Origin of the sequence: Micromonospora sp. WMMD964, from assembly GCF_029581455.1 — a bacterium.
Classification (GTDB): Bacteria; Actinomycetota; Actinomycetes; order Mycobacteriales; family Micromonosporaceae; genus Micromonospora.
Genome location: NZ_CP120860.1, coordinates 6,251,697 through 6,272,077 on the forward strand (window position 1 = coordinate 6,251,697; position 20,381 = coordinate 6,272,077).

Consider the following 20,381-nt stretch of genomic DNA (forward strand, 5'->3'; position numbering starts at 1 on the left):
TGTGGAGACCACTACGCTCGGAAGGCGTTCCAGGCGTCCGGGCCGGAGCTGGCCGGACCAGCCCCAGGCATGTGGCACCTCGGGTAGTCGATCTCCGATGTGAGGAGCGTTGAATGGCTGACGTACCGAGTCCACTCGCGGACTTCGTCGTGAGCGAGATCCGCCGCGCTCGCGGGGCGTCCGGGATGACGCAGGAGTCGTTCGGCCGGGCGGCGGGCTTCAGCGCCTCACACGTCAGCGCCGTGGAGAGCGGCACCCGGGCGCTGACGATGGATTTCATCCGGGGAGCGGACCGCGCCTTCAGTAACGGCGGTCTGTTCGGACGCCTGGTCGTGAAGCTTGGTGCCCCGTCGTGGTTTCTGCCGTGGCTGGACGCCGAGCGCGGCGCGCGACAGCTTCGCCTCTTCGAGCCACTACTGATCCCGGGCCTGCTCCAGACCGAGAACTACGCCCGCGTCGTGATGCGCTTGAACGACCTCATGTCGGCCACCGAGGTAGACCATCAGGTGAGCGCCCGCATGAGTCGGCACAAGATCCTTACCGGCGATACGCCACCGCAGGTGGTGGCCGTCCTGGACGAGTCGGCGCTTCGTCGCGCGGGCGAGGAGCATGCCGGCATCATGGCCGAGCAGGTCGCCCACCTCATCACCGTCGCCGAACTGCCACACGTTCACGTGCACGTGATCCCGGCGGGTGCGGGCCTGCACATCGGGCTGTCCGGGCCATTCGCGCTGGCTCGCGCCGCTGACGGGGCGTGGGTCGGGCACCTTGAGAATCAGCTAGGCGGGATCGTGGTCAACACGGAAGATGGGCTGGATACTCTCCAGGCGAGGTGGGAGAACGTGCGAAACGAAGCGCTCCCGCGTCGGCAGTCCAACGAGCTGATGAAGGAAGTGCACAGCCATCATGGACCTCACTAACGCCATCTGGCGCAAGTCCCGGCGCAGCGGTTCCTCGGGGGGCAACTGCATCGAAGTCGCCGACAACCTGCCCGGCGTCATCGGCGTCCGGGACAGCAAGGATCCTGCCGGTCCCGCCCTGGTCTTCGGTCCCGCGGCCTGGGCCGCCTTCGTCGCCCAGGTCGCCGAGCGGCCCTAACCGCCGCAACGCACCCGTCACCGGTCCGCGCCTGCTGGTTGTCATGCTCGCGGTGGCCGCCTCGGACCAATGCGCAGTGGCTCCGCCACGCCTTCGTCAGCATCTGGCGGCGGTCCGGGTGCGACCGGGACGGCTCGTCCCGGTCGCACCGACGGATCAGGTGTTGATGGCGCCCATCATGGTGGTGGCGGTGTTGCCGCGCGCTGCGCGTTCTCCGGCGGCCGCCGCCTCCTCCGGGGTGGCGCCGCGAGCCATGGCCCTGGCCACAGCCTCGGAACGCTGCTGTTCGATCTTCTCCCTACGCCTCTTCGTGAACCGGCTCCAGATAGACATTGGCCAGTTCTTCCCGGAGGCCGGACGTGGCAAACCGGTTGATCAACCGCCTGGCAACGGCCTCGTCCTCACCGCTTCTCAGTACTCCCGGCTGATCTGGGACGACGACGGCCGCGACAGGCCGGACTGGTCTGTGACCGTCCGCCGAGCCGCACCGGGCCGCCGTGCCACGAGGGCGTACCGCCGCCATTGCCCCTGCCGCTCGTCGCGTCGAAGCCAGCAAATCCGGAGTCTATCTTTTGCCGGATCATCAATCGTGGCCCGAAGGCCCCACGTCCAGAGTACGAATCATGCCAATGTTCTCTTTTTCCGCTTGCTCATAGACCTACGCCAACATCGTTGACACATGCTGGTGCCCTGCTTTCAATGTCAGAACGGCACTCGAGGCACCATCCTGGAGCCTCGTCCGCACACGGGGGTGACACATGAAAGCACGATCCATGCTGCTTGAATCCGCTAAGGCCATCCTGGCCGCAACGGTCGTCGGCACCTTGATCGTCTCGGCCGCACCCGCACCCGCATCGGCCAGCATCGGGTCAGGATTTGTCGACGGAAGTGGCGACTGGACGAACGACTGGGAAAACGAGGGACCCATCGGCATGGGCTCGTACAGTCGCAACAACGTGGTGGCGATGTGGCAGCAGATCCTCTGGGCGGAGGGTTATCTGGCGGGGTTCGACATCGATTGCGTCTTCGGTCCTGTGACCGCCGCCGCCACCAGGGCCTTCCAGGACGTCAACGGACTCTTCATTACGGGGCGGGCAGACCCTGACAGCTTCAAGTACGTTAGCCGGTGGCTTCAGGAAGGTTCGGCACCGGGAAAATATCGGTACATCGGCATCGAAAGTCGCCGCATTGATTTCAATCGGCAAAGCAGCGGGATCTGGAACATGTACATCGGTGGCGACTTGCATAACCTCTCTTACACCTACGCGAACTTCGACGTCTGCGATTAGTCGCCCTTGTTGGTCGAGCCGACCTGGTGACCGCCCAGAACCTGTCTCGACTTCGCTCGCGACCACTCGTCGATACTGGCGAAGACGGATGCTCTCCTCGCGGCGGACGGCCGGGTCGGGCTGAGCCCGACCCGGCCGTCCGCTAGGGCCGACAAGCCGAACAGCGTGTCAACCAACATGGTGAACGACAGTGGTCGGGGCACTAGATCAGACGGCGTCGTACCCGCCACACCACCACACCGATCAGGACCGCCGCGACGGCGACGAACAGGGCCGCCTCGATGAGCTGGAAGGTCCAGAACCGGTCGGCCGGGTGGTAGACCCCGAACTGCTGGACGCCCCGCGCGTGCAGGAACTGGTTGAGGTTGGTGCCGGCCCGGTTGGCGGCATCCTCCAGCTCGTAGTACTCGGCCGAGCTCAGCCTGCGCCCGGCGGCGTCTGCGTAGCCGTGTTCGATCACCCAGTCCGCGAAGCCGGTCACGGGCCGGTGCCCCGCCTGCTCCTTCCCGACGGGGATCGGCTCCATGGTGGTGAGCGGGGTGGCGTACGCGGGACGGGCCACCAGCGCCACCGACATCCGGGCGGCGAGGAACGCCCCGAACGCGACGCCGAACGCGGGCAGGCTGCGCCGCAGGATCGCCCCGGCGGCGGTGGCGACGCCGAACGCGAACAGCGCGTACGCCACCGGCACGAGTCCCTCCAGGTCGAAGGCGTCGTACTGGAACCGCCCCTCCCACACGTCGAACGGCTGACGGAACCAGGTGAGGACCGCGGTGAACATCCCGGTGAGCGCGACGGTGACGCCCGCCAGTGCCGCGAGCTTGGCCGCCAGCCAGCGCATTCGCGGCACGGCCTGCGTCCAGGCGAGCTGCCAGGTGCCGTCCTCCAGTTCCCGCGCGAGCAGCGGCGCACCGAGGAACGCACCGATGACGACGGGGACCAGATAGAAGGCCGCCAGGAGGTTCTCGACGTACCCGTACTCCTCGTCGAGCCGACGGAAGGAGACCGTGCACGCCTCGGTGACACCGGCCTCTCCCGCACACCGGGCGGGACCGCCGGGGAACAGGTCGTGGGCCTGCGTCCCGAGCACGAGCAGGGCGACGCCGAACAGGCCGACGAGCAGCCCCAGGACGCAGACCTCGGTCCGGTGCTGCCGCCAGATCAGCCAGGTCATGCCGCCACCCCCGATGTCACCGGGGCGCTCGGCTCGGACGGCCGACGCAGGTACGCCATCACCAGGTCCTCCAACGCGACCGGCTGGGGCTGCCACCCGGGCGCGGCGGGGATCGCGCCGTCGCGTACCAAAAGGGTGGTGTGGCGGTCGCTATGGACGGCCTGCACGACGCCGGCGGCCCGGTCGAGGTCGTTGGCCGTGCGCGGGCCGACGAGCAGCCGGTGCTCGGCGAGGAGGGTGTCGATGTCACCGGTGAGCGTGACCCGGCCGTGGTTGAGCACGACCAGGTGGTCGCAGACGCGCTCCAGCTCGTGCACGACGTGGGAGGAGAACAGGACGGTCACCCCGCCTTCGGCCACCGCGCCCATGAGGACCTGCAGGAACTCGTGCCGGGCCAGCGGGTCGAGACTGGCCACCGGCTCGTCGAGGACGAGCAGGTCCGGCCGCTTCGCCAGGGCCAGAGCCAACGCGACCTGGGCCTGCTGCCCGCCGGAGAGCGTGCCGACCCTGCGGTCGAGCGGGATGCCCAGCTTCGCCAGCCGACGCTCGGCCAACCCCTGGTCGAACCGCAGGTTGCAGGCCCGGCCGAAGCGGAGCATCTCGGCCACGGTGAAGCGCTTGTACAGCGGGTGGTCCTGGGCCAGGAACCCGACCCGGGACAGAGTCTGCGGGGTGCTGGCGGTGACGTCGTGGCCGAGGACCTCCACCGTGCCGGTGCTCGGTGCCAGCAACCCGACGGCCATGCGCAGCAGCGTGGTCTTGCCCGCACCGTTCGGCCCGACCAGGGCGATCACGCCGCCCGCCGGCAGGGCCAGCGTGCAGTCACGCAGCGCCCAGCCCTTCCGGTACCGCTTGCCCAGACCGTCCGCGCGCAGCGCGAACTCGGTCGCCGTCATGCCACGTCCTCGTTCCTCGTCTGCTGGTGCACGGAGGCGAAGAGCGCGTTGACCGCCTGCTCGTCGAGGCCGCTCGCGTAGGCGCGGCGCAGCCAGGTCGTCAGGCCGCGGCGCAGCGACGTGTACGTCGAAGCCGACATCACGGCCGACTGCTGCTCGTTGACGAACGTGCCCTGGCCGGGACGGCCGGTGACCAGGTCCTCCTGCTCCATCTGCCGGTACGCCTTGGCGACGGTGTTCGGATTGATCGCCAGGTCCTCGACCACCTCGCGGATGAGCGGGAGGCGGTCACCGGGTTGGAGGAAGCCCAGCAGCACCGCCTGGCGGACCTGCTGGACGAGTTGCAGGTACGGCGGCACGCCGGAGTGGGTGTCGAGCCGGAAGACGAACACGGGAGCCCCCTACTGCTTTACTAGTAACATAGTAAAGCGGTGAGTCGCTGGTCAAGTGAGCCGACGCGGCTGCGGTCAGGGTCTCAAGCACCGAAAAAGTCCGGCTCTCGCCAGCTTTGTCGGTTGTTTCGATGGCGTGACGCACCGCCGAACCGAACCATAGACTGTCCCCTATATTTGATCGCCGAATCTTCGGTCGCAGGGATGCGGGCCTTATCGGACCCGCTTAAACCCTGATGCGCAAAAACTCGTAGCGCCTTCACCCTGCAATGGGACGCCGAAGATCGCGCCTACGAAACGGGGGAACGATGAAACGTGCAAGGAAGCTGGCTGCCAGTGCGACGATTGGCGTCGTCGCTTGTGGGATCGCGCTCACCCCATCGGCAGCCTCCGCGTCCGAATTTACGGTTATGGGTTGCCAGGCGGCTAGCGCTGCGCTGCGCTACCGCTTCTACGAGTCGGACGGATCCATTGGCTCGCGCACCTGGGAATGCAGTGGAGATAAGAATCTGAACTCCCGCGGTTACGACGTCCGGGCGGGCGGTTGGTCGGGCATCATCTACGGAAACTCAGGAGTGATCGTTTCCTTCTGCGACGGTCAAACCGTGCCGCTCGACGGTGCCAGAGTCACGAAAATTTGGATGAGTCCAACTAAATACGCGGGGTGCAAGTAAAGTCCCGCGCGCCCGAATATGGGGAGGCAGCTCAGAGCCGTGATCACGGCTCTGAGCTGGTGGGCGACGGACGAGTCGACCTGTACGCCGGATTCTGTGCGCGACGCGTACCCCAGAGGGTTTCGCGTCGGCGGCGGCCATCCATCTCGGCCTGCCGTTGCCGGCAGGCTCCAGCGGCCTACCCGCAGACATCGGGCGGGCAGCCCTCAAGCGTCTGCGCCGGGTCGTCATCTTGCGGTGACGGCCCTTGCTTGGCCTTGCTCCGGGTGGGGTTTACCGAGCCACCCCGGTCACCCGGGGTGCTGGTGGGCTCTTACCCCACCGTTTCACCCTTACCGTCCCCGTTGGGGTCGGCGGTCTGTTTTCTGTGGCACTGTCCCGCGGGTCGCCCCGGGTTGCCGTTAACAACCACCCTGCCCTGTGGAGTCCGGACGTTCCTCGGCGGCGGGCCGGAGCCCGCCGACGCGACCGCCCGGTCGACTCGTCCGTCGCGCTCTCATCCTAACGACGAGCGTGCCGCCGGTATTGCCGCCCCGCCTGAGCAAGATCGCGCAGCTCAATGGCGGTCCGGCGGAGTCGCCTCGGAGGGCGACGGCTAGCCTCGTGGGGCTATGGATCTCTCCCACGCCGCGCTGCTGCTCGCCGCCGGTCTCGCCGCTGGCACAGTGAACGCGGTGGCCGGTGGTGGTTCGTTGATCACGTTCCCGGCGATGCTCGCGGTCGGGCTGCCGCCGGTGCCGGCGAACGTCAGCAACTCCGTCGCCGTCTTCCCCGGGTACGTGGCCAGCGTGGCGGGCAGCCGACAGGACCTGCCGCGCCCTCGCGCCCTGGCCACGCTGGTGCCGACCACGATCGTCGGCACGATCCTCGGGGCGTTGCTGCTGCTGGCCACGCCGGCCCGCGCGTTCGAGCTGGTCGTACCCTTTCTGGTTCTCGGCGCGACAGCGGTCCTGGCCTTCCAGGACCCGCTGCGCCGCCTGGTCGGTCATCCCCGGGACCTGTCGCCACGTCAGCGGACGGTCGCGGTGCAGACGATGGTCGCGCTCGGCGCGGTGTACGGCGGGTACTTCGGCGCGGCCCTCGGGGTGATGCTGGTCGCCGGGTTGGCCCTGGTGCTGGACGCGACCCTGGCGCGGGTGAGCGCGATCAAGAATCTGCTCTCGGCCGTGGTCGGGTTGACCACGCTCGTGATTTTCGCCCTGTTCGGCCCGCTGAACTGGGCGGCGGTCGCGGTGGTCGCGCCCGCCACCCTCATCGGGGGGTACGCGGGCGCCCGGCTCGTCCGTCGGCTGCCGCCGGTGGTGCTCAAGACGATGATCGTGGTGTTCGGTACGACGATCGGCCTCTACCTGCTCTACCGCGCCCTGCGCTGAGGGCGCCCGCCCCGCCCGCCCCGGCGTCGACGCGCAAGATCCGAGCAACATCAGGGATGTTGCTGCCTCAGCGAGCCCGGAGGCAGCAACATCCCCGAAAGTGCGCGGATCTTGGGGCGCCCGGGGGGGGCGGGGCGGGCGGGGCGCCCGGGGGCGGGGCGGGCGGGGCGGCGGGGGGCGGGCGGGGCGGTCAGTAGGTCTCGCCTACCGGCTCTTCGGCGGTGTTCTCCGCACCGGCGGCGGCGCGGTTCCAGCGGGACCAGAGGACCCGCTCGCCGTAGCCGGCGGCCATCACGTGCGCGAAGGCCAGGTAGACGAGGACACCGACGGCGAGCACCCCGAAGCCGACCCAGAACGGCAGGGCCGGCGAGTGTTCGGCGAGCTTGCCGGAGATGATCGGCGCCGGCGCGGCGGCACCCCAGCGGACCAGGTTGAACGCGCCGGTGGCGACCCGCCGGTCACTGGAGCCGAGGCCGAGGGCCAGGTCGGTGAGGTTGGCGTTGGCCATTCCCATGCAGAGTCCGGCGAGCACCAGCACGACGAGCGACTCGGCGGTGCCGGTGGAGGTGGCGAAGAGAACCATGCAGACCAGCAGCCCGGCGATGGCCACGCCGGCGGTCTGCACGGCGCCGATCCGATGGGCCAGCCGGTGGCCGATCACCAGGATGCCGGCGGCCAGGCCGAGACCCCAGCCGGTGAACGCCAGCCCCAGCGGGATGATGTCCAGCTTGAGGAAGAGCGGCGTGTAGCCGAGGACCACGAAGAACACGAAGTTGTACGCGGCGGTCACCGCGCAGAGGGCGATGAACGCCGGTCGGCGGAAGGTGGCGAAGATCTGGCCGACGCGTACCGGGGGCTGCCGGTTGGCGGGTTCGCGGAGCTTGCGGGAGGCCACGCCGAGGGCGAGGACCATGAAGACGCCGCAGACGAAGAACGGCAGCCGCCAGGTGACCTCGCCGAGCAGGCCGCCGATGAGTGGGCCGACGGCGAAGCCGAGTCCGAGGGCGGTCTCGAAGAGGCCGACCACCCACTCCCGGTCGACGGCCAGGTTGACGAGCACCACCATGGCGGTGGCGAAGAACATCGCGTTGCCCAGGCCCCAGATGCCGCGCAGCACGGAGAGCTGCACGATGGTGTCGCTGAACGAGGCGAGGATCGCGGCGACGCCGACCACCGAGACACCGGTGATGAGCACCGGCTTGAAGCCGAACCGGCCGCTGGCCAGCGTCGCCGGGATCATGCCGACGGCCATGACCGCGATGTACGCGGTGAACAGCAACTCGACCTGCCAGGCGGTGACCCCGATCGCGTCTCCGATGGCGGGCAGGATCGGGTCGACGACGGCGATGCCGGCGATGGCGAGGAAGGCCACCAGTGTGGTGGCGTAGATGGCACTGCGGTTCGGTTCGGAACGCCGATCCACTCCGACTCCTCAGATAGCTGCATTGTACAGGTATTTATTCTGTATCATACAGCTATGAGCGACGACCACGAGATCACCCTGGGGCACATCGAGACCGAGGTGGCCCTGCTGATGCGCTTCGGTGAGGCCACCCGACGGGCCACCGGCACCGCCGAGCACCGGGTGCTCGACCGGGCGGCGTACGTGATCCTGCGGCACCTGGACAACGCCGGCCCGCAGAACGTCTCCGCGCTCGCCGCCCAGCTCAACCTCGACGGTTCGACAGTGACCCGGCAGGTGTCCGCGCTCCAACGGGACGGCCTGATCACCCGTACCCCGGACCCGTCCGACGGCCGAGGCACCGTCATCTCCGCCACCACCGCCGGGCTGCAACGGATGGCGGCGGTGCGGTCCGCGCGGACCCGGCTCTACGGCGACATGCTGGCCGACTGGAGCCCCGCGGACCGGGAAACCCTGGCCCGGCTACTGGGCCGCCTCAACCAGGCCCTGGTGAATCGCAACCGCCGCCGCTGAGCACGCGCGGCGGTGTCGTGCCGGCCCATCACTCCACCCGGCCGCACCACATGCCCTCCCGCCGCCAAGATCGCACAAGATCCTGGTTGTAGTGGCCTCCCGCACGGCCCAACACCACTAGAACAATGATCGAGCACGATCTTGCGGTGCACCCGCCGAGCCCGCCCGGCCGCGCAACCCGCCGAGCACGCCAGTCCGCCCGTCCGCTCAACCCGCTGGGCACGCCGTCCACGCGAACCCGCCGGGCAGCCGGGCCCGGCGGGGCGTCAGGAGAACGTCCGCCGCGCCCAGGTGCGGAAGTCAGTGGTGGGCAGGCCGAGAGCTTGAGCCATCTCCGGACGAGCGGGGCTGCCGATCTCGTTGATCCGCTCGACGGCGTTGACCATGGCGGGCAGCAGGCCACGCTCGACGGCCTCCTGCGGGGTGAGCACCGGAGCGGTGATCGCCCGGCCGGTGACCTCACTCAGGATGGCCGCGACCTCGGTCATGGTGAGCAGGTCGCCGGCGAGTTCGACGTCCAGGCCGTCGAGCTTCCCCGGGTTGGTGAACGCGATGGCCGCAGCCTCACCGATGTCGTCGACGGCGATCCACGGCATTCGCGTGTCCGCGGCGAAGCCGGTGATGATCGTGCCGCTGGACCAGTCGCCGAAGAGGTAGGACCAGCCGACGAGGTTCTCCATGAAGGTCGAGGGCTTCAGCACGGTCCAGTGCGCGAAGCCACCAGCCCGAACCATCTCGTCGATGGCCGCCTTGCTCTCCCAGTAGTGCGTGTCCCACCGGCCCTCGGCCCATCCCGGCTGGTTACGGTGGAAGTCGCCGGCACCCGAGACGCTGCTGTGCACGACGTGCGACACGCCGGCCCGGCGCGCCGCCTCGACGACGTTGCGGCCGCGGGTCACCTCGGCGTCGCCCTGCATGTCGGTCACGTCGGGGTACGGGATGGAGAAGACGCCGTCCATCCCGTCCGCCGCGGCGAGCAGCGAGTCGGCGTCATCCAGGTCGCCGGTGACCAGTTCGGCGCCCCGAGCCCGCAGAGCCTGGGCGCTGTCGATGCCGGGATCACGGACCAGGGCACGGACCGGGACGCCCCGGTCGAGCAGCGCTCGGGCCGTGGCCCCGCCCTGCTTGCCCGTCGCGCCGATGACGAGAACAGCCATGATGCCTCCCGAGAACAAAGTGGGGTGACCCCCCACTTCTCGTCGGCTACGATATGGGGGACCACCCCACTTTTGCAAGGCGGGCCATGAGAGCGGACGCGCAGCGCAACTACGACCTCATCGTCAAGGCGGCCTCCGAGGCGATCGCCCGCGACGGCGCGTACGCCTCGCTGGAGGAGATCGCCCGGTCGGCCGGGGTGGGATCGGCGACCCTGCACCGGCACTTCCCCACCCGGTGGTCGCTGCTCCAGGCGATCTTCCGCGACTGTGTCGGCAACCTGGCAGCGCGCGCCGGAGACCTGCTCGACGCGCCGGACGCCCTCGACGCGCTGACGACCTGGCTGCACGAGGTCACCGCGTACGCCACCACGACCCGCGGCCTCGCGGACTCGCTTCTGAACGAGCCCGCCGAGGAGAGCGACGCCTGCGGTGCGACCCTCGTCGCCGCCGGTGAACCGCTGCTGCGCCGAGCCGCCGACGAGGGCTCGGTACGGCCCGACATCACCATGGCCGACCTGATGATCCTCGCCAACGGCATCTCACTCGCGGCGCAACCGATGGGCGCGGCCAAGGCGGAGCAACTGCTGACCCTCGCCCTACAGGGCATCGGCCGCGAGCAGCCGTAGGGCACCAGCAGCACCGCCGTCCCTGGTTGACCGACGCGAGGTTCAAGATCGCGCAACATCCTGGTTGTGGTGGCAATCCGCGCGGCCCAACACCACTACAACAATGATCGAGCACGATCGTGGTAGCCACAGCGCGCCAGGTCGCCGGCCTGGCCCGGCCCGGCAGCCCTCGCTGACGCCGCAGCCCTCGCTGCGATGTCGGAGGGTGCGTGATTCGTTTGCGACATCAGCTCGATAGCGCCTGAAACCACCTCGCCGCTCCGCGACAACGACCCCCACGCCCCGACGACGCCCACCCACCGGACGACGGCCCTGAACACACAGATACGCCCGGGCACCGACCGGCGTCGGCACCCGGGCGTACCAGTGGTCAGGCGACCGGTTCGCGGGCCGAGTCGGCGTCGCGGTCGGTGCCGGGGGTGACCCGGGGGTCGCCCTCGTCGGCGAAGTAGTCGTCCGATTCGGTGCCGTCGACGCCCTCGGCCACCTTCGCGGCCCGTACGGCAAGGGTCACCAGCGCAGCGACGGCCAGGTTGACCGCCACCGCCACGATGCCGACGTAGATCGTCTTGGTGGTGTCGAACCCGAACTCCGAGAGCGGGAACGCCGAGCCACCGAAGTGCTTCCGGGTCGGGCTGGCCACCTGGTAGAGCATCCACATGCCCAACCCCATGCCGACCACCCAACCGGTGATCAGACCGGCGCGGTGGAACCACCTGGTGTAGAGGCCCAGCGCCACCGCCGGCAGCGTCTGGAGGATGATCACGCCGCCGATCAGCTGGAGGTCGATGGAGAACTGCGGGTCGAGGAAGACGATGCAGGCCACCGCGCCGACCTTCACCACCAGCGAGGTGATCTTCGAGACGTTGGCCTCCTGGGCCGGTGAGGCGTCCCGCTTCAGGTACTCCTTGTAGATGTTGCGGGTGAACAGGTTCGCCGCCGCGATCGACATGATCGCCGCCGGCACCAGCGCGCCGATGCCGATCGCCGCGTACGCGACACCGGCGAACCAGTCCGGGAACTGCTGGTCGAACAGCAACGGCACGACCGTGTTGTTGTCCACCGACCCGGCCGAGCTGCCCGGCAGCGGCTTCACACCGGCCGCGATGGCCATGTAGCCGAGCAGGGCGATCAACCCGAGCAGCAGGCTGTACGCGGGCAGCGCCGACATGTTCCGCTTGATCACATCGCGGTTCCGGCTGGCCAGCACACCGGTGATGCTGTGCGGGTAGAGGAAGAGCGCCAACGCCGAGCCGAACGCCAACGTGACGTACTGGAGTTGGTTGTTGCCGTTGAGCAGGATGCCGTCGTTCGGGTTGGGCGAGGCGTCGAACTTCGCGTCCGCGGCGGCGAAGATGTCCCCCCAACCGCCCAGCTTGTACGGCAGGTAGATGACCGCCACCAGGATGACGATGTAGATCAGGCTGTCCTTGACGAACGCGATGAGCGCCGGCGCGCGCAGACCCGACTGGTACGTGTACGCGGCCAGGATCGCGAACGCGATGATGATCGGCAGGTGCCGGGCCAGCGCGTTGTCGCCGGTGACCCCCATCGTCTTGAGCACCGCCTCGATGCCGACCAGCTGCAACGCGATGTACGGCATGGTGGCCACGATGCCGGTGATCGCGATCAGCAGCGCCAGCACCGGCGAGTCGAAGCGCTTACGGACGAAGTCGGCAGGCGTGACGAACCCGTGCCGGTGCGACACCGACCAGAGCCGAACCAGCACCAGGAACACCAACGGATAGATCACGATGGTGTACGGCACGGCGAAGAACCCGGCCGCACCGGCGCCGAACATCAGGGCCGGCACCGCCACGAAGGTGTACGCGGTGTAGAGGTCACCGCCGACCAGGAACCAGGTGATCCAGCCGCCGAAGCTGCGCCCGCCCAGGCCCCACTCGTCCAGGTGCGCCATGTCCTTCGGGGCCCGCCAGCGGGCGGCCACGAAACCCATCGCGCTGACCAGGAGGAACAGCAGCGTGAAGACGATGATCTCGGTGAGGTGGTCCCGCCACATCAGCGACCTCCACGCTTCTTGGTCATCTGGTACACCAGCGTCGTGGTGCCGACGCCGAGCAGGATGAACGCCAGTTGCAGCCAGTAGAAGCGGGGAAACCCGAAGACCCGGGGCGAGTCGCCGTTGAAGAAGGCCGGGACCAGCGGCACCACGATGGGAATGAAGAGCAACCAGTTCCAGGGGCTGTGGTCCTTCGCCCTGGTCGGCGCCGTGGTGGGCGCCTCCGGTTCCGGTGCAGCCATCTGACACACCTCCGGGGAGTCGAGGCTCTCGATGTAACGGCCGGAGGCTACGACTTTGTGACGGCCGTCACGCGACCCGGTCGGAGGGTGCTGCGCCGAACGGCCGGTCGGCTGCGCCGAACGGCGCGACCGACCGGCCGACTGGTGAAACGGCTCAGAGAGCGGCGAGGTGGGAGGTGTCGTTGACGGTGCGGACGGCGACGCCGCCGTCGGGCCACATGTCGAGCACCGAGATCCCGGCCGCGTCCAGGAAGAGTCGGTGCAGGAACCCGTCGCCGGCGGCGAGGGCGTCGCGCAGCACCAGCTTGATCGGCGAGACGTGCGAGACGAGCACCACGGTCTCCCCGGGGTACGCGGTGAGCAGCCCCGCCACGACGCGCTGGGCGCGTTCGGCGACGTGGGTGAACGACTCCCCGCCGGGCGGGGCGACCCGGGGTGAGGCGAGCCAGGCGTCCATCTCCCCCGGCCACCCCTCGCGTACCTCGGCGAAGGTGCGCCCCTCCCACTGGCCGAAGTCGCACTCGATCAGGTCGTCCTCGGTACGCACCGGCACGTCACCGAGCGCGGCGGCGATCGCCGCCGCGGTGGCCGTACACCGGGACAGCGGTGAGCTGAGCACGGCCGCGACGGTCGGGGCCAGCGCGGCCACCCTCGTCGCGGTCTCGCGGACCTGGGCCCGACCCTTCTCGGACAGCGGCACGTCGCCGCGCCCGGAGTAGCGGCGCTGCTCGGTGTACTCGGTCTCGCCGTGCCGGACCAGGATCAGCCGGGTGGCGGTGAAGGTCGGCCGGGGCTCCCAGGACGCCGGGGCGGTCGCCGGGTCACTGCCGACCGCCGGGGCGGCGGCGCCGGTCGACGTGGGTCGGCCGGCGGCGGCGTCCATGGCGGCGTTGGCGAGCGCGTCGGCGTGCCGGTTCTGGTCCCGGGGGATCCAGGCGAACCGGACCGCGGCGAAGCGGCCGACCAGCCCGGCCGCCTGGGCGGCGAGGGGTCGCAGGCCGGGGTGCTTGATCTGCCACCGGCCGCACATCTGCTCGACCACCAGCTTGGAGTCCATCCGGACGTCCACCTCGCCGGCGCCCAACTCGGCGGCGGCGGTCAGCCCGGCGATCAACCCCTGGTACTCGGCGACGTTGTTGGTCGCCGTGCCGAGCGACTCGGAGCGCTCGGCGAGCACCTCGCCGGTCTCCGGGTCACGGACCACCGCGCCGTAGCCGGCGGGGCCGGGATTGCCCCGGGACCCGCCGTCGGCCTCGACTGTGACGACGCGCGGCGCCACGACCTACAGACCCGACTCGTTGGTGCGGACCATGATCCGTCGGCAGTCCTCGCAGCGGACCACGTCGTCCGGGGCGGCCCCGCGGATCCGGGCCAGGTCGGCGCCGGACAGCTCCAACCGGCATCCGCCGCAGCGCCCGGCGGTGAGCAGCGCGGCGCCCAGCCCGGTGTCCTCGCGGATCTTGTCGTAGAGCTTGACCAGGTCGGCCGGAAGGTCGGCGGCGAGCGGCTGACGGGCCCCGCGCTTGAACTCCTCCTCCTTGGCGATCTCGGCCATCGCCTCGTCGCGGCGCTGCTCGGTGGCGGCCCGCTTGTCGCGGGCGTCGGCCAACCGCTGCTCCACCCCGTCGAGGACGCCCTGCGCGGTCTCCCGCTGCTCCATCAGCTCCAGCTCGGCGTCCTCCAGGTCGCTCTGCCGCCGGTTCAGCGAGACCAGCTCGTGCTGGAGCGCCTCCAACTCGCGGGCGGGGCCGGTACCGGCGGCCAGCCGGTTCTCGTCCTTCTCCTTACGGGCCCGGACCTGCTCGACGTCCTTCTCCATCCGGGCGATGTCCCGGTCCAGGTCGTCGACGGCCACCTGGGCGCGGACCCGCTCGTCTTCCAACGCCGACAACTCCCGGGCCAGCGCCTCCAGCTCGGCCCGCTCGGGCAGCGACCGCCGACGGTGGGCGAGCTGGGCGAGGTTGGTGTCGATCGCCTGGAGGTCGAGCAGGCGGCGCTGCACCTGAGGGTCAGCCTTCACGGTCGGGGCTCCTTGTCGTCCACAACGGGTGCGGCGGCGTGCACTGTCCACGGGTCGGTATCCAGGTCGGACACCAGCGTCTCGACGCCCGGCGCCGCCCGGAGGAGGGCGGCCAGGTCGTCCAGCCACGGTCGTTCGGTCGCCCAGTGGGCGGCGTCGAGCAGGGCGGGACCATCGGCGGCGAGGTGCTCGCCGGCCGGGTGGTGCCGCAGGTCGGCGGTGAGGAAGGCGTCCACCCCGGCGGCGGTCGCGGCGCCGAGGAAACCGTCCCCCGACCCGCCGCTGACGGCGAGGGTACGAACCATACGCCGGGGATCGCCCGCAGCGCGAACTCCCCAGGACGTGACGGGAAGCACGGCGGCGGCGTGCCGGGTCAGCTCGGCGAGGGTCATCGGCTGGGGCAGCTCGCCGATCCGGCCGAAGCCCCGGTCGTCGCCGTGGGCGGGCGAGCCGGGGGCGGGACGCGCCAGCGGGCGCAGCCCGGTCAGGCCGAACCGGGCGGCGAGGGCGTCGGAGACGCCGGGGGCGGCCACGTCGGCGTTGGTGTGCGCCGCGTAGAGCGCCACACCGGCCCGGATCAGGTCGTGGATGATCCGCCCCTTGAAGGTCGTCGGAGCGACCGACGAGACGCCACGCAGCAGCAGAGGGTGGTGCGAGACGATCATGTCCACGTCGGCGGCCAGCGCCTCGGCGACCGTCTCGGGCACCACGTCCACCACGCAGAGCACCCGGCGCACCGGCGCGGACGGCTCGCCGAGCACCAGGCCCACCCGATCCCACTCCTCGGCCCAGGCCGGCGGGAAACGCCGTTCCAGCTCGGCCACCACGTCGGCCACCGTGGGCGCGGATCCGCTTGTGCTCACGGCGGGCCAGCTTACCGGCGCGAGGGCCCTCGGGCGGTGACGCCCGCCCGGCCGCGTCGACCCGAAGCGCCGGGCGGCGTTTCCCGAGGCGGTCGTCCCAGCCTGCCGGTCCTGGTGAGCCTAGGCGGCGTTCGCGGCGACGGTGTGCAACGCCGCCAGGGGCTTCGCCCACGGGAAGGCGGACAGGTGCTGCTCCCCCGTGCCCGGCGGGTGCAACGCGACGACGTGATCACCGAAGAGCACCGTGACACCCCACTCGGCCAGCCGGGCCACCCCGGCCCGGAACGCCGGGTGGGCGGCCATCGCCACGTTGGTGTACGGCACCGCCACGATCGGGATGCCCTTGCCCTGCGCCTCGACCAGCAGGCCGAGCGCGAGGGTGTCGGCGATGCCCGCCGCCCACTTGTTGACCGTGTTGACGGTGGCCGGGCAGACGATCATCGCGTCGGCGGGCGGCAGCACGTCCGGGTCACCCGGATTCTTGTAGTGCGTCCGCACCGGATGGCCGGTCTGCCGGGCCAGTGCCGACTGGTCGACGAACTTCGCGCCGTCCGGCGTGGTGACCACGCAGACGTCCCAACCATCCTGTTGGGCGAGGTCGACCAGGAGGCCGACGTGCCGTGCCAGCGGTGAGCCGCAGGCGATGACGTAGAGCACCTCACGGTGCCCGCTGGTGCGCGGTGAACCGGCCATCAGACCGGCTCCGCGCTCATACCCCTACTCCCATGTGCTCAGCCAACTCCGCTACCGGAGAAGGCGGCGCACCACGTGTGCGACGAAGGATGTCCGACATCACCTCGTGCGCGATCGGCCGGCAGCGGATCTCCGACGGGGCGAGCCGGTCGCCGAGCAGCAGCATCTCGCCGGCGTTGGCCACGTCGCCCATCTGGGCGTAGCCACGGGCGATGTCGAGCAGGTGGTGGGCGCGGCGTTCGGGCAGCAGGGCGTTGAAGGCGGGCTCCGCGATGCGGAGCCGGTGCACCTCCACGGCCCGACCACCGTCGCCCAACTCGACGGCGGCGGCGGCCCGGTGCAACTCGACATTGGTCGGACCGAAGGACGTCCAGTAGTGGTTGTGGTCGCCGCCGAGCAGGGTGGCGGCCTCCTGCGCACAGTTGATGAGGTCGTCGACGCTCGCCGTGTCGCCGATCCGCGAGGCGGCCATCGCGCCCTGGAGCAGCAGCATCCCGTAGACGGAGAGCCGGGCCGGGGAGACCTCGTTGCCGCCACCCGGGGCCAGCCGGTTGGCGATCTGGACGTTCAGCTCCAACGCGGGCCGGGCCCGACCCATCGCGACCAGCGCGTTGCAGACCCGGGTGGTGGCGATCCCGGCCAGCAGCGGGTCGTCGGCCCGCTGGGCCACCGCCATCGACCGGTCGGCGGCCAGCCAGGCGAGCTCGCACTCGCCGAGCTTGCGCAGCACCGACGAGGCGATCTGGTAGACCTGCCCGAGCAGGTGCGCCGCCTCGACGCCCCGGTCCCCGCCGTACGCGGCGTCGGCCGCCTGGGCGTCGCGCAGCAGCTTGGGCAGCGCCCGGGTGAGCATCCCGTAGCGGCCGTACTGGTAGGTGAGCCAGGCGTGGTTGACGGCCTTGCGCATGTCGTCCAGCGGCGGCGGCGAGGGCGCCGCGTCGAAGTAGGCGCTCATCGAGTCGTAGCGCTCCAGCGCCGCCCGGATCTCCTGCACCTCGATCTGGTCGATGCAGTTCAACGCGTCGGTGCGGCGCTCCGGATCCTTGCCCATGAGGAGTTGGACGTCCACCTGGAGGATGTCGGCGATCTCGTAGAGGACGGAGAACTTGTCCAACCGGCGGACGCCGCGTTCGACCTTGTCCACCCAGCTCTTCGACTTGCCCAGCCGGTCCGCGAAGACCTGCTGCGACATCTTGCGCCGCCCGCGCCAGTAGGCGACCCGCCGTCCTATGGGTAGCTCGTCCATCTCCCCATCCTCCCCTGCGCGACGACCGATCGAGTCGAAGCGATGTCCCCGGGCGCGGCGGCCTTCATTCACTTTCACGTTTCCGCTGGTCGCACACGATGTACGTCAGCCGGACAGCCAGTCCTCGTACTTTTCGTGCAAGTTGCACGAGCCGTTCGTCAACCTCAACGATCGTGGGTTACGGCAGTGACGGTGCTCGACATGGGACCTGGCGAACGCCGGGCCCGACGAGGGGAGATGGCACACATGTGGGGGAATGTCGGACCGCGCGTCGTCGAACTGTCGCCGCTGGAACGCGTCCGGCTGCGCCGGGTCGCCATGCGGTACGCCGCACACGGCTGGCAGGTCACCCCGGGGGCCTGTCTGGCCCGCAGTCGCTTCGTCTGCGGCCGGGCCGGCTGTCCCACGGTGGGCTGCCACCCCGCCCTGGAGAACTGGGAACTGGCCGCCAGCGCCGACCCGGCCCGGGTGGCGACCTGGTGGCGGAGCCGCCCGCACGGGGTGCTGCTGCCCACCGGCCGGGCCTTCGACGTGTTGGAGGTGCCCACCCACCTCGGTCGGCTCGTCCTCGACGCGGTGCGGATCCACCCGGCCGGCACCGGCGTACGAGGGCCGGTGCTGGCCACGCCCACCGGGCGGTGGATGTTCCTGGTCCGCCCCGGCGACCCGCTGCGGCCGGAGTTGGAGCACTGCTTCCACGTGGTCCGGCACGGGCCGGGCTCGTGGATCCCCGCACCACCCACCCGGCTGCCCGAGGGGACGGTCCGCTGGGCGGTCGCCCCCGAGCAGGCCCGCTGGCGACTTCCGGATTCGTACCTCGTGCAGAACACGTTGATCGGGGCGCTGCGCGCCACCGGGGTGACGCTCACCCCCGACCTGGTGCCCGGTCACCTGCCGCTGCCCCGACGAGGAATGTGAAGAAGACGCCCCGTCCGACGATCCATCCGGTGCCCGACAGCGTCGCCGGGGCGCGGGTCCTCGTTGACAGGGGGACGGCGCGAGCGCGCGCCACGATCGGGGGAGACATGTCCACGAACGACAGAGCGTCCCATCCGGGCGGCACCGAACCGCCCCGACGCGGCCACCGACGACACGGCTGGGCCGGCACCCGACCGTCCGGCTCGCGCCCCGGCCGCCCCCGCCCCACCGGCTCCCGCCCGGCCGGCACCCACCGCCCGATCCGCTAGGGCCTGTTTCATAAGAACTGGCCGGCCTGCGGCGGGCCCGGACGACGCCCGGCGGCGTTGCGGGATCGCCGCCCGGACTCCGCCTCGGCTCGACCGCCCTTATGAAACGGGCCCTAGTCGGTCAGCGGGATGTCGGCGGAGTAGTAGTGGCGGGCGTCGTCGGTGACGACGGCGTGGGTGTGGTCGTCCAGGCGATCCAGCCAGCCGCGACCGGCGGTTCCCATGGCCAGGGCGGCGGTGGCGTACGCGTCGGCCACCCCGAGGTCGGTGCCGACGACGGTCACCGAGCGAAGCCCGCCGGCCGGTGCGCCCCGGCGCGGGTCCAGCACGTGCCGACCCCGCTCGTAGACCCCGGAGGTGGCCACGGCCAGATCGGTCCCGGTGAGCACCAGGCAGGTCGCCATCGCGTCCCACGGGTGCCGGATGCCGATCCGCCACGGCTCGCCGGAGGGCGACATCCCGCGTACGCGCACGTCGCCGCCGGCGTTCACGCAGTGGTTCGCGGCACCGGCGGCGAGCAGCCGGTCCGAGGCGACCTGCGCTGCCCAGCCCTTCACGAAACCGGACGGGTCGAGCCGCCCGGTGGCGTACGCGTCGAAGAACCCGTCGGTGACGCCCCACAGGTCGGCGCAGGTCTCCAGCACGAACCGCAGGTCCGCCGACGCCTCGGAGAGCAGCACCTCACCCCGGTCGAAGCGGCACACCTCGCTGTCCGGCTGGTACGTGCTGAAGCGGGCGTCCACCTCGCGCATCCAGGCGAAGACCTCGTCCGCCAGCTCACCCGCCCGTGCCGGTGGCAGGTCGTCGGCGAGGTCCACCGTGATCGCCGTACCCATGATCTGTTCGACCCGGCAGAGACCCGGCCGGGTCAGCGCGGTCGACACGTCAGAACGCCTGCTCGATCGCGGACCGCAGCGACTGCTTGTAGGAGTTGCTGGTCTCGGTGGCACCGGAGACGGTGTTGAGGTTGGCGTTCTGCTTCCGCACCACCTCCCCGCCGGTGCCGTCGTACGCGTTGCTGACGTCGCTGCTGTGGATGTCGGATTCGCCGCCGCTGGGCAGTGACAACGCGACGGCCTCGACGATCCGGTTGCCGGAGACCACGATCTGCACCTGCACGTACCCGTACTCGTTGTCGAAGCCGGCCCCGGTGACCCGGCGGTTGGTCGACTGGGGTGGCTTGGTGGTGCGTGGTGCGCTCGGAGCCTTGGTGGTCTTGGTGGCCGACGGGCGGGCGGTGGTCTTGCCGGGCTTGGGCGACACCGGCGCGTCGGCGCTCCTGGACGGCGTCGCCGCGCCGTCCGCCGGGTCGGTGCCCGGCGCGTTCGGGTCGGCGCTCGGGTCGACGTCCTGCCCGGTGGGGTCGACCGGTTGGACGGTCGGCAGGTTCTGGGCGACCTGGTTGGTGGCCGGGGAGCCCTTGAAGACGACCAGCGCGGTGGTGCTGGCGGCCAGGCCGGTGATCGCGAGGAACGCGCGACGCATGGGGGTGCCC

Annotated in this window: 22 protein-coding genes and 1 other RNA gene; 7 read left to right on the plus strand and 16 right to left on the minus strand. The window is 70.4% G+C overall.

Translation table 11 applies throughout. The annotated features are described in order from the left end of the window. Positions 1–113 precede the first annotated feature (113 nt). Together O7616_RS28380 and O7616_RS28385 are read left to right on the plus strand one after the other, a co-directional pair. Complete coding sequence (locus O7616_RS28380; protein ID WP_282304762.1) at positions 114–920, plus strand: helix-turn-helix transcriptional regulator; 807 nt, start codon at positions 114–116, stop codon at positions 918–920. After that, the gene (locus O7616_RS28385; RefSeq protein ID WP_282304763.1) at positions 907–1,098 is read left to right on the plus strand and encodes a DUF397 domain-containing protein; all 192 of its coding nucleotides are present in this window, start codon (positions 907–909) and stop codon (positions 1,096–1,098) included. Before O7616_RS28380 ends, O7616_RS28385 begins: the two co-directional genes overlap by 14 nt. A gap of 156 nt (positions 1,099–1,254) precedes the next feature. Here the strand turns inward: O7616_RS28385 and O7616_RS28390 are convergent, their stop codons facing one another. After that, the gene (locus O7616_RS28390; RefSeq protein ID WP_282257391.1) at positions 1,255–1,431 is read right to left on the minus strand and encodes a hypothetical protein; all 177 of its coding nucleotides are present in this window, start codon (positions 1,429–1,431) and stop codon (positions 1,255–1,257) included. Positions 1,432–1,871: 440 nt separating this feature from the next. Between O7616_RS28390 and O7616_RS28395 the strand changes: the two genes are divergently transcribed. Next, positions 1,872–2,387: a peptidoglycan-binding domain-containing protein gene (locus O7616_RS28395; protein ID WP_282304764.1), complete on the plus strand. Its 516-nt coding sequence runs from the start codon at positions 1,872–1,874 to the stop codon at positions 2,385–2,387. Between the two features lie 202 nt (positions 2,388–2,589). Here the strand turns inward: O7616_RS28395 and O7616_RS28400 are convergent, their stop codons facing one another. The 4 genes from O7616_RS28400 to rnpB all read right to left on the minus strand — a co-directional run bounded on the left by O7616_RS28400 (position 2,590) and on the right by rnpB (position 6,007). After that, positions 2,590–3,561: an ABC transporter permease subunit gene (locus O7616_RS28400; RefSeq protein ID WP_282304765.1), complete on the minus strand. Its 972-nt coding sequence runs from the start codon at positions 3,559–3,561 to the stop codon at positions 2,590–2,592. Beyond that, positions 3,558–4,457, minus strand: a complete 900-nt coding sequence (locus O7616_RS28405) for an ABC transporter ATP-binding protein (protein ID WP_282304766.1) — start codon at positions 4,455–4,457, stop codon at positions 3,558–3,560. Before O7616_RS28405 ends, O7616_RS28400 begins: the two co-directional genes overlap by 4 nt. Further along, on the minus strand, positions 4,454–4,849 hold the full coding sequence (locus O7616_RS28410; RefSeq protein WP_282304767.1) for a GntR family transcriptional regulator: 396 nt from the start codon (positions 4,847–4,849) through the stop codon (positions 4,454–4,456). The genes O7616_RS28405 and O7616_RS28410 overlap by 4 nt, the downstream gene beginning before the upstream one ends. 741 nt (positions 4,850–5,590) lie before the next feature. Continuing rightward, positions 5,591–6,007: RNase P RNA component class A (gene rnpB / locus O7616_RS28415), an RNA gene on the minus strand. A 127-nt stretch (positions 6,008–6,134) separates the two neighbouring features. On the opposite strand from rnpB, the gene O7616_RS28420 reads away from it, so the two are divergent. Then, positions 6,135–6,896, plus strand: coding sequence for a sulfite exporter TauE/SafE family protein (locus O7616_RS28420; protein ID WP_282304768.1), 762 nt, complete (start codon positions 6,135–6,137; stop codon positions 6,894–6,896). A 190-nt stretch (positions 6,897–7,086) separates the two neighbouring features. On the opposite strand, the gene O7616_RS28425 is transcribed toward O7616_RS28420, so the two are convergent. Continuing rightward, positions 7,087–8,319, minus strand: coding sequence for an MFS transporter (locus O7616_RS28425; protein ID WP_282304769.1), 1,233 nt, complete (start codon positions 8,317–8,319; stop codon positions 7,087–7,089). 54 nt (positions 8,320–8,373) lie between these two features. Between O7616_RS28425 and O7616_RS28430 the strand changes: the two genes are divergently transcribed. Continuing rightward, positions 8,374–8,832, plus strand: coding sequence for a MarR family transcriptional regulator (locus tag O7616_RS28430; RefSeq protein ID WP_282304770.1), 459 nt, complete (start codon positions 8,374–8,376; stop codon positions 8,830–8,832). Positions 8,833–9,098: 266 nt separating this feature from the next. On the opposite strand, the gene O7616_RS28435 is transcribed toward O7616_RS28430, so the two are convergent. Continuing rightward, positions 9,099–9,989: an NmrA/HSCARG family protein gene (locus O7616_RS28435; protein ID WP_282304771.1), complete on the minus strand. Its 891-nt coding sequence runs from the start codon at positions 9,987–9,989 to the stop codon at positions 9,099–9,101. 86 nt (positions 9,990–10,075) lie between these two features. Between O7616_RS28435 and O7616_RS28440 the strand changes: the two genes are divergently transcribed. Beyond that, on the plus strand, positions 10,076–10,615 hold the full coding sequence (locus O7616_RS28440) for a TetR/AcrR family transcriptional regulator (protein ID WP_282304772.1): 540 nt from the start codon (positions 10,076–10,078) through the stop codon (positions 10,613–10,615). Positions 10,616–10,985: 370 nt separating this feature from the next. Here O7616_RS28440 and O7616_RS28445 read toward each other — a convergent pair whose 3' ends face one another. The 7 genes from O7616_RS28445 to O7616_RS28475 all read right to left on the minus strand — a co-directional run bounded on the left by O7616_RS28445 (position 10,986) and on the right by O7616_RS28475 (position 17,699). After that, the gene (locus tag O7616_RS28445; RefSeq protein ID WP_282304773.1) at positions 10,986–12,635 is read right to left on the minus strand and encodes a sodium:solute symporter; all 1,650 of its coding nucleotides are present in this window, start codon (positions 12,633–12,635) and stop codon (positions 10,986–10,988) included. After that, entirely contained in the window at positions 12,635–12,877 is a 243-nt protein-coding gene (locus O7616_RS28450; RefSeq protein WP_145779578.1) for a DUF3311 domain-containing protein, read from the minus strand. Before O7616_RS28450 ends, O7616_RS28445 begins: the two co-directional genes overlap by 1 nt. Positions 12,878–13,031: 154 nt before the next feature. Further along, positions 13,032–14,156, minus strand: a complete 1,125-nt coding sequence (locus tag O7616_RS28455) for a bifunctional RNase H/acid phosphatase (protein WP_282304774.1) — start codon at positions 14,154–14,156, stop codon at positions 13,032–13,034. Between the two features lie 3 nt (positions 14,157–14,159). Further along, the gene (locus tag O7616_RS28460) at positions 14,160–14,897 is read right to left on the minus strand and encodes a C4-type zinc ribbon domain-containing protein (protein ID WP_282257380.1); all 738 of its coding nucleotides are present in this window, start codon (positions 14,895–14,897) and stop codon (positions 14,160–14,162) included. Beyond that, positions 14,894–15,724, minus strand: coding sequence for a Nif3-like dinuclear metal center hexameric protein (locus O7616_RS28465; RefSeq protein WP_282307754.1), 831 nt, complete (start codon positions 15,722–15,724; stop codon positions 14,894–14,896). The genes O7616_RS28460 and O7616_RS28465 overlap by 4 nt, the downstream gene beginning before the upstream one ends. A gap of 156 nt (positions 15,725–15,880) precedes the next feature. Next, the gene (locus tag O7616_RS28470; RefSeq protein ID WP_282257379.1) at positions 15,881–16,453 is read right to left on the minus strand and encodes a flavoprotein; all 573 of its coding nucleotides are present in this window, start codon (positions 16,451–16,453) and stop codon (positions 15,881–15,883) included. Between the two features lie 16 nt (positions 16,454–16,469). Continuing rightward, positions 16,470–17,699, minus strand: coding sequence for a helix-turn-helix domain-containing protein (locus O7616_RS28475; protein ID WP_282304775.1), 1,230 nt, complete (start codon positions 17,697–17,699; stop codon positions 16,470–16,472). A 237-nt stretch (positions 17,700–17,936) separates the two neighbouring features. Between O7616_RS28475 and O7616_RS28480 the strand changes: the two genes are divergently transcribed. After that, positions 17,937–18,617, plus strand: coding sequence for a bifunctional DNA primase/polymerase (locus tag O7616_RS28480; RefSeq protein WP_282257376.1), 681 nt, complete (start codon positions 17,937–17,939; stop codon positions 18,615–18,617). 382 nt (positions 18,618–18,999) lie between these two features. Here the strand turns inward: O7616_RS28480 and O7616_RS28485 are convergent, their stop codons facing one another. Both O7616_RS28485 and O7616_RS28490 read right to left on the minus strand, forming a co-directional pair. Then, positions 19,000–19,722, minus strand: a complete 723-nt coding sequence (locus O7616_RS28485) for an FAD:protein FMN transferase (protein WP_282307755.1) — start codon at positions 19,720–19,722, stop codon at positions 19,000–19,002. 49 nt (positions 19,723–19,771) lie between these two features. Then, entirely contained in the window at positions 19,772–20,371 is a 600-nt protein-coding gene (locus tag O7616_RS28490; RefSeq protein WP_282304776.1) for an FMN-binding protein, read from the minus strand. Positions 20,372–20,381 lie beyond the last annotated feature (10 nt).

Coding starts and splice junctions, on each gene's coding strand:
- O7616_RS28420 (WP_282304768.1), top strand. CDS start 6,135: ATGGATCTCTCCCACGCCGCGCTGCTGCTCGCCGCCGGTCTCGCCGCT.
- O7616_RS28490 (WP_282304776.1), bottom strand. CDS start 20,371: ATGCGTCGCGCGTTCCTCGCGATCACCGGCCTGGCCGCCAGCACCACC.
- O7616_RS28405 (WP_282304766.1), bottom strand. CDS start 4,457: ATGACGGCGACCGAGTTCGCGCTGCGCGCGGACGGTCTGGGCAAGCGG.
- O7616_RS28435 (WP_282304771.1), bottom strand. CDS start 9,989: ATGGCTGTTCTCGTCATCGGCGCGACGGGCAAGCAGGGCGGGGCCACG.
- O7616_RS28390 (WP_282257391.1), bottom strand. CDS start 1,431: ATGTCTATCTGGAGCCGGTTCACGAAGAGGCGTAGGGAGAAGATCGAA.
- O7616_RS28475 (WP_282304775.1), bottom strand. CDS start 17,699: ATGGACGAGCTACCCATAGGACGGCGGGTCGCCTACTGGCGCGGGCGG.
- O7616_RS28395 (WP_282304764.1), top strand. CDS start 1,872: ATGCTGCTTGAATCCGCTAAGGCCATCCTGGCCGCAACGGTCGTCGGC.
- O7616_RS28400 (WP_282304765.1), bottom strand. CDS start 3,561: ATGACCTGGCTGATCTGGCGGCAGCACCGGACCGAGGTCTGCGTCCTG.
- O7616_RS28440 (WP_282304772.1), top strand. CDS start 10,076: ATGAGAGCGGACGCGCAGCGCAACTACGACCTCATCGTCAAGGCGGCC.
- O7616_RS28445 (WP_282304773.1), bottom strand. CDS start 12,635: ATGTGGCGGGACCACCTCACCGAGATCATCGTCTTCACGCTGCTGTTC.
- O7616_RS28380 (WP_282304762.1), top strand. CDS start 114: ATGGCTGACGTACCGAGTCCACTCGCGGACTTCGTCGTGAGCGAGATC.
- O7616_RS28480 (WP_282257376.1), top strand. CDS start 17,937: ATGGCACACATGTGGGGGAATGTCGGACCGCGCGTCGTCGAACTGTCG.
- O7616_RS28450 (WP_145779578.1), bottom strand. CDS start 12,877: ATGGCTGCACCGGAACCGGAGGCGCCCACCACGGCGCCGACCAGGGCG.
- O7616_RS28385 (WP_282304763.1), top strand. CDS start 907: ATGGACCTCACTAACGCCATCTGGCGCAAGTCCCGGCGCAGCGGTTCC.
- O7616_RS28470 (WP_282257379.1), bottom strand. CDS start 16,453: ATGGCCGGTTCACCGCGCACCAGCGGGCACCGTGAGGTGCTCTACGTC.
- O7616_RS28430 (WP_282304770.1), top strand. CDS start 8,374: ATGAGCGACGACCACGAGATCACCCTGGGGCACATCGAGACCGAGGTG.
- O7616_RS28485 (WP_282307755.1), bottom strand. CDS start 19,722: ATGGGTACGGCGATCACGGTGGACCTCGCCGACGACCTGCCACCGGCA.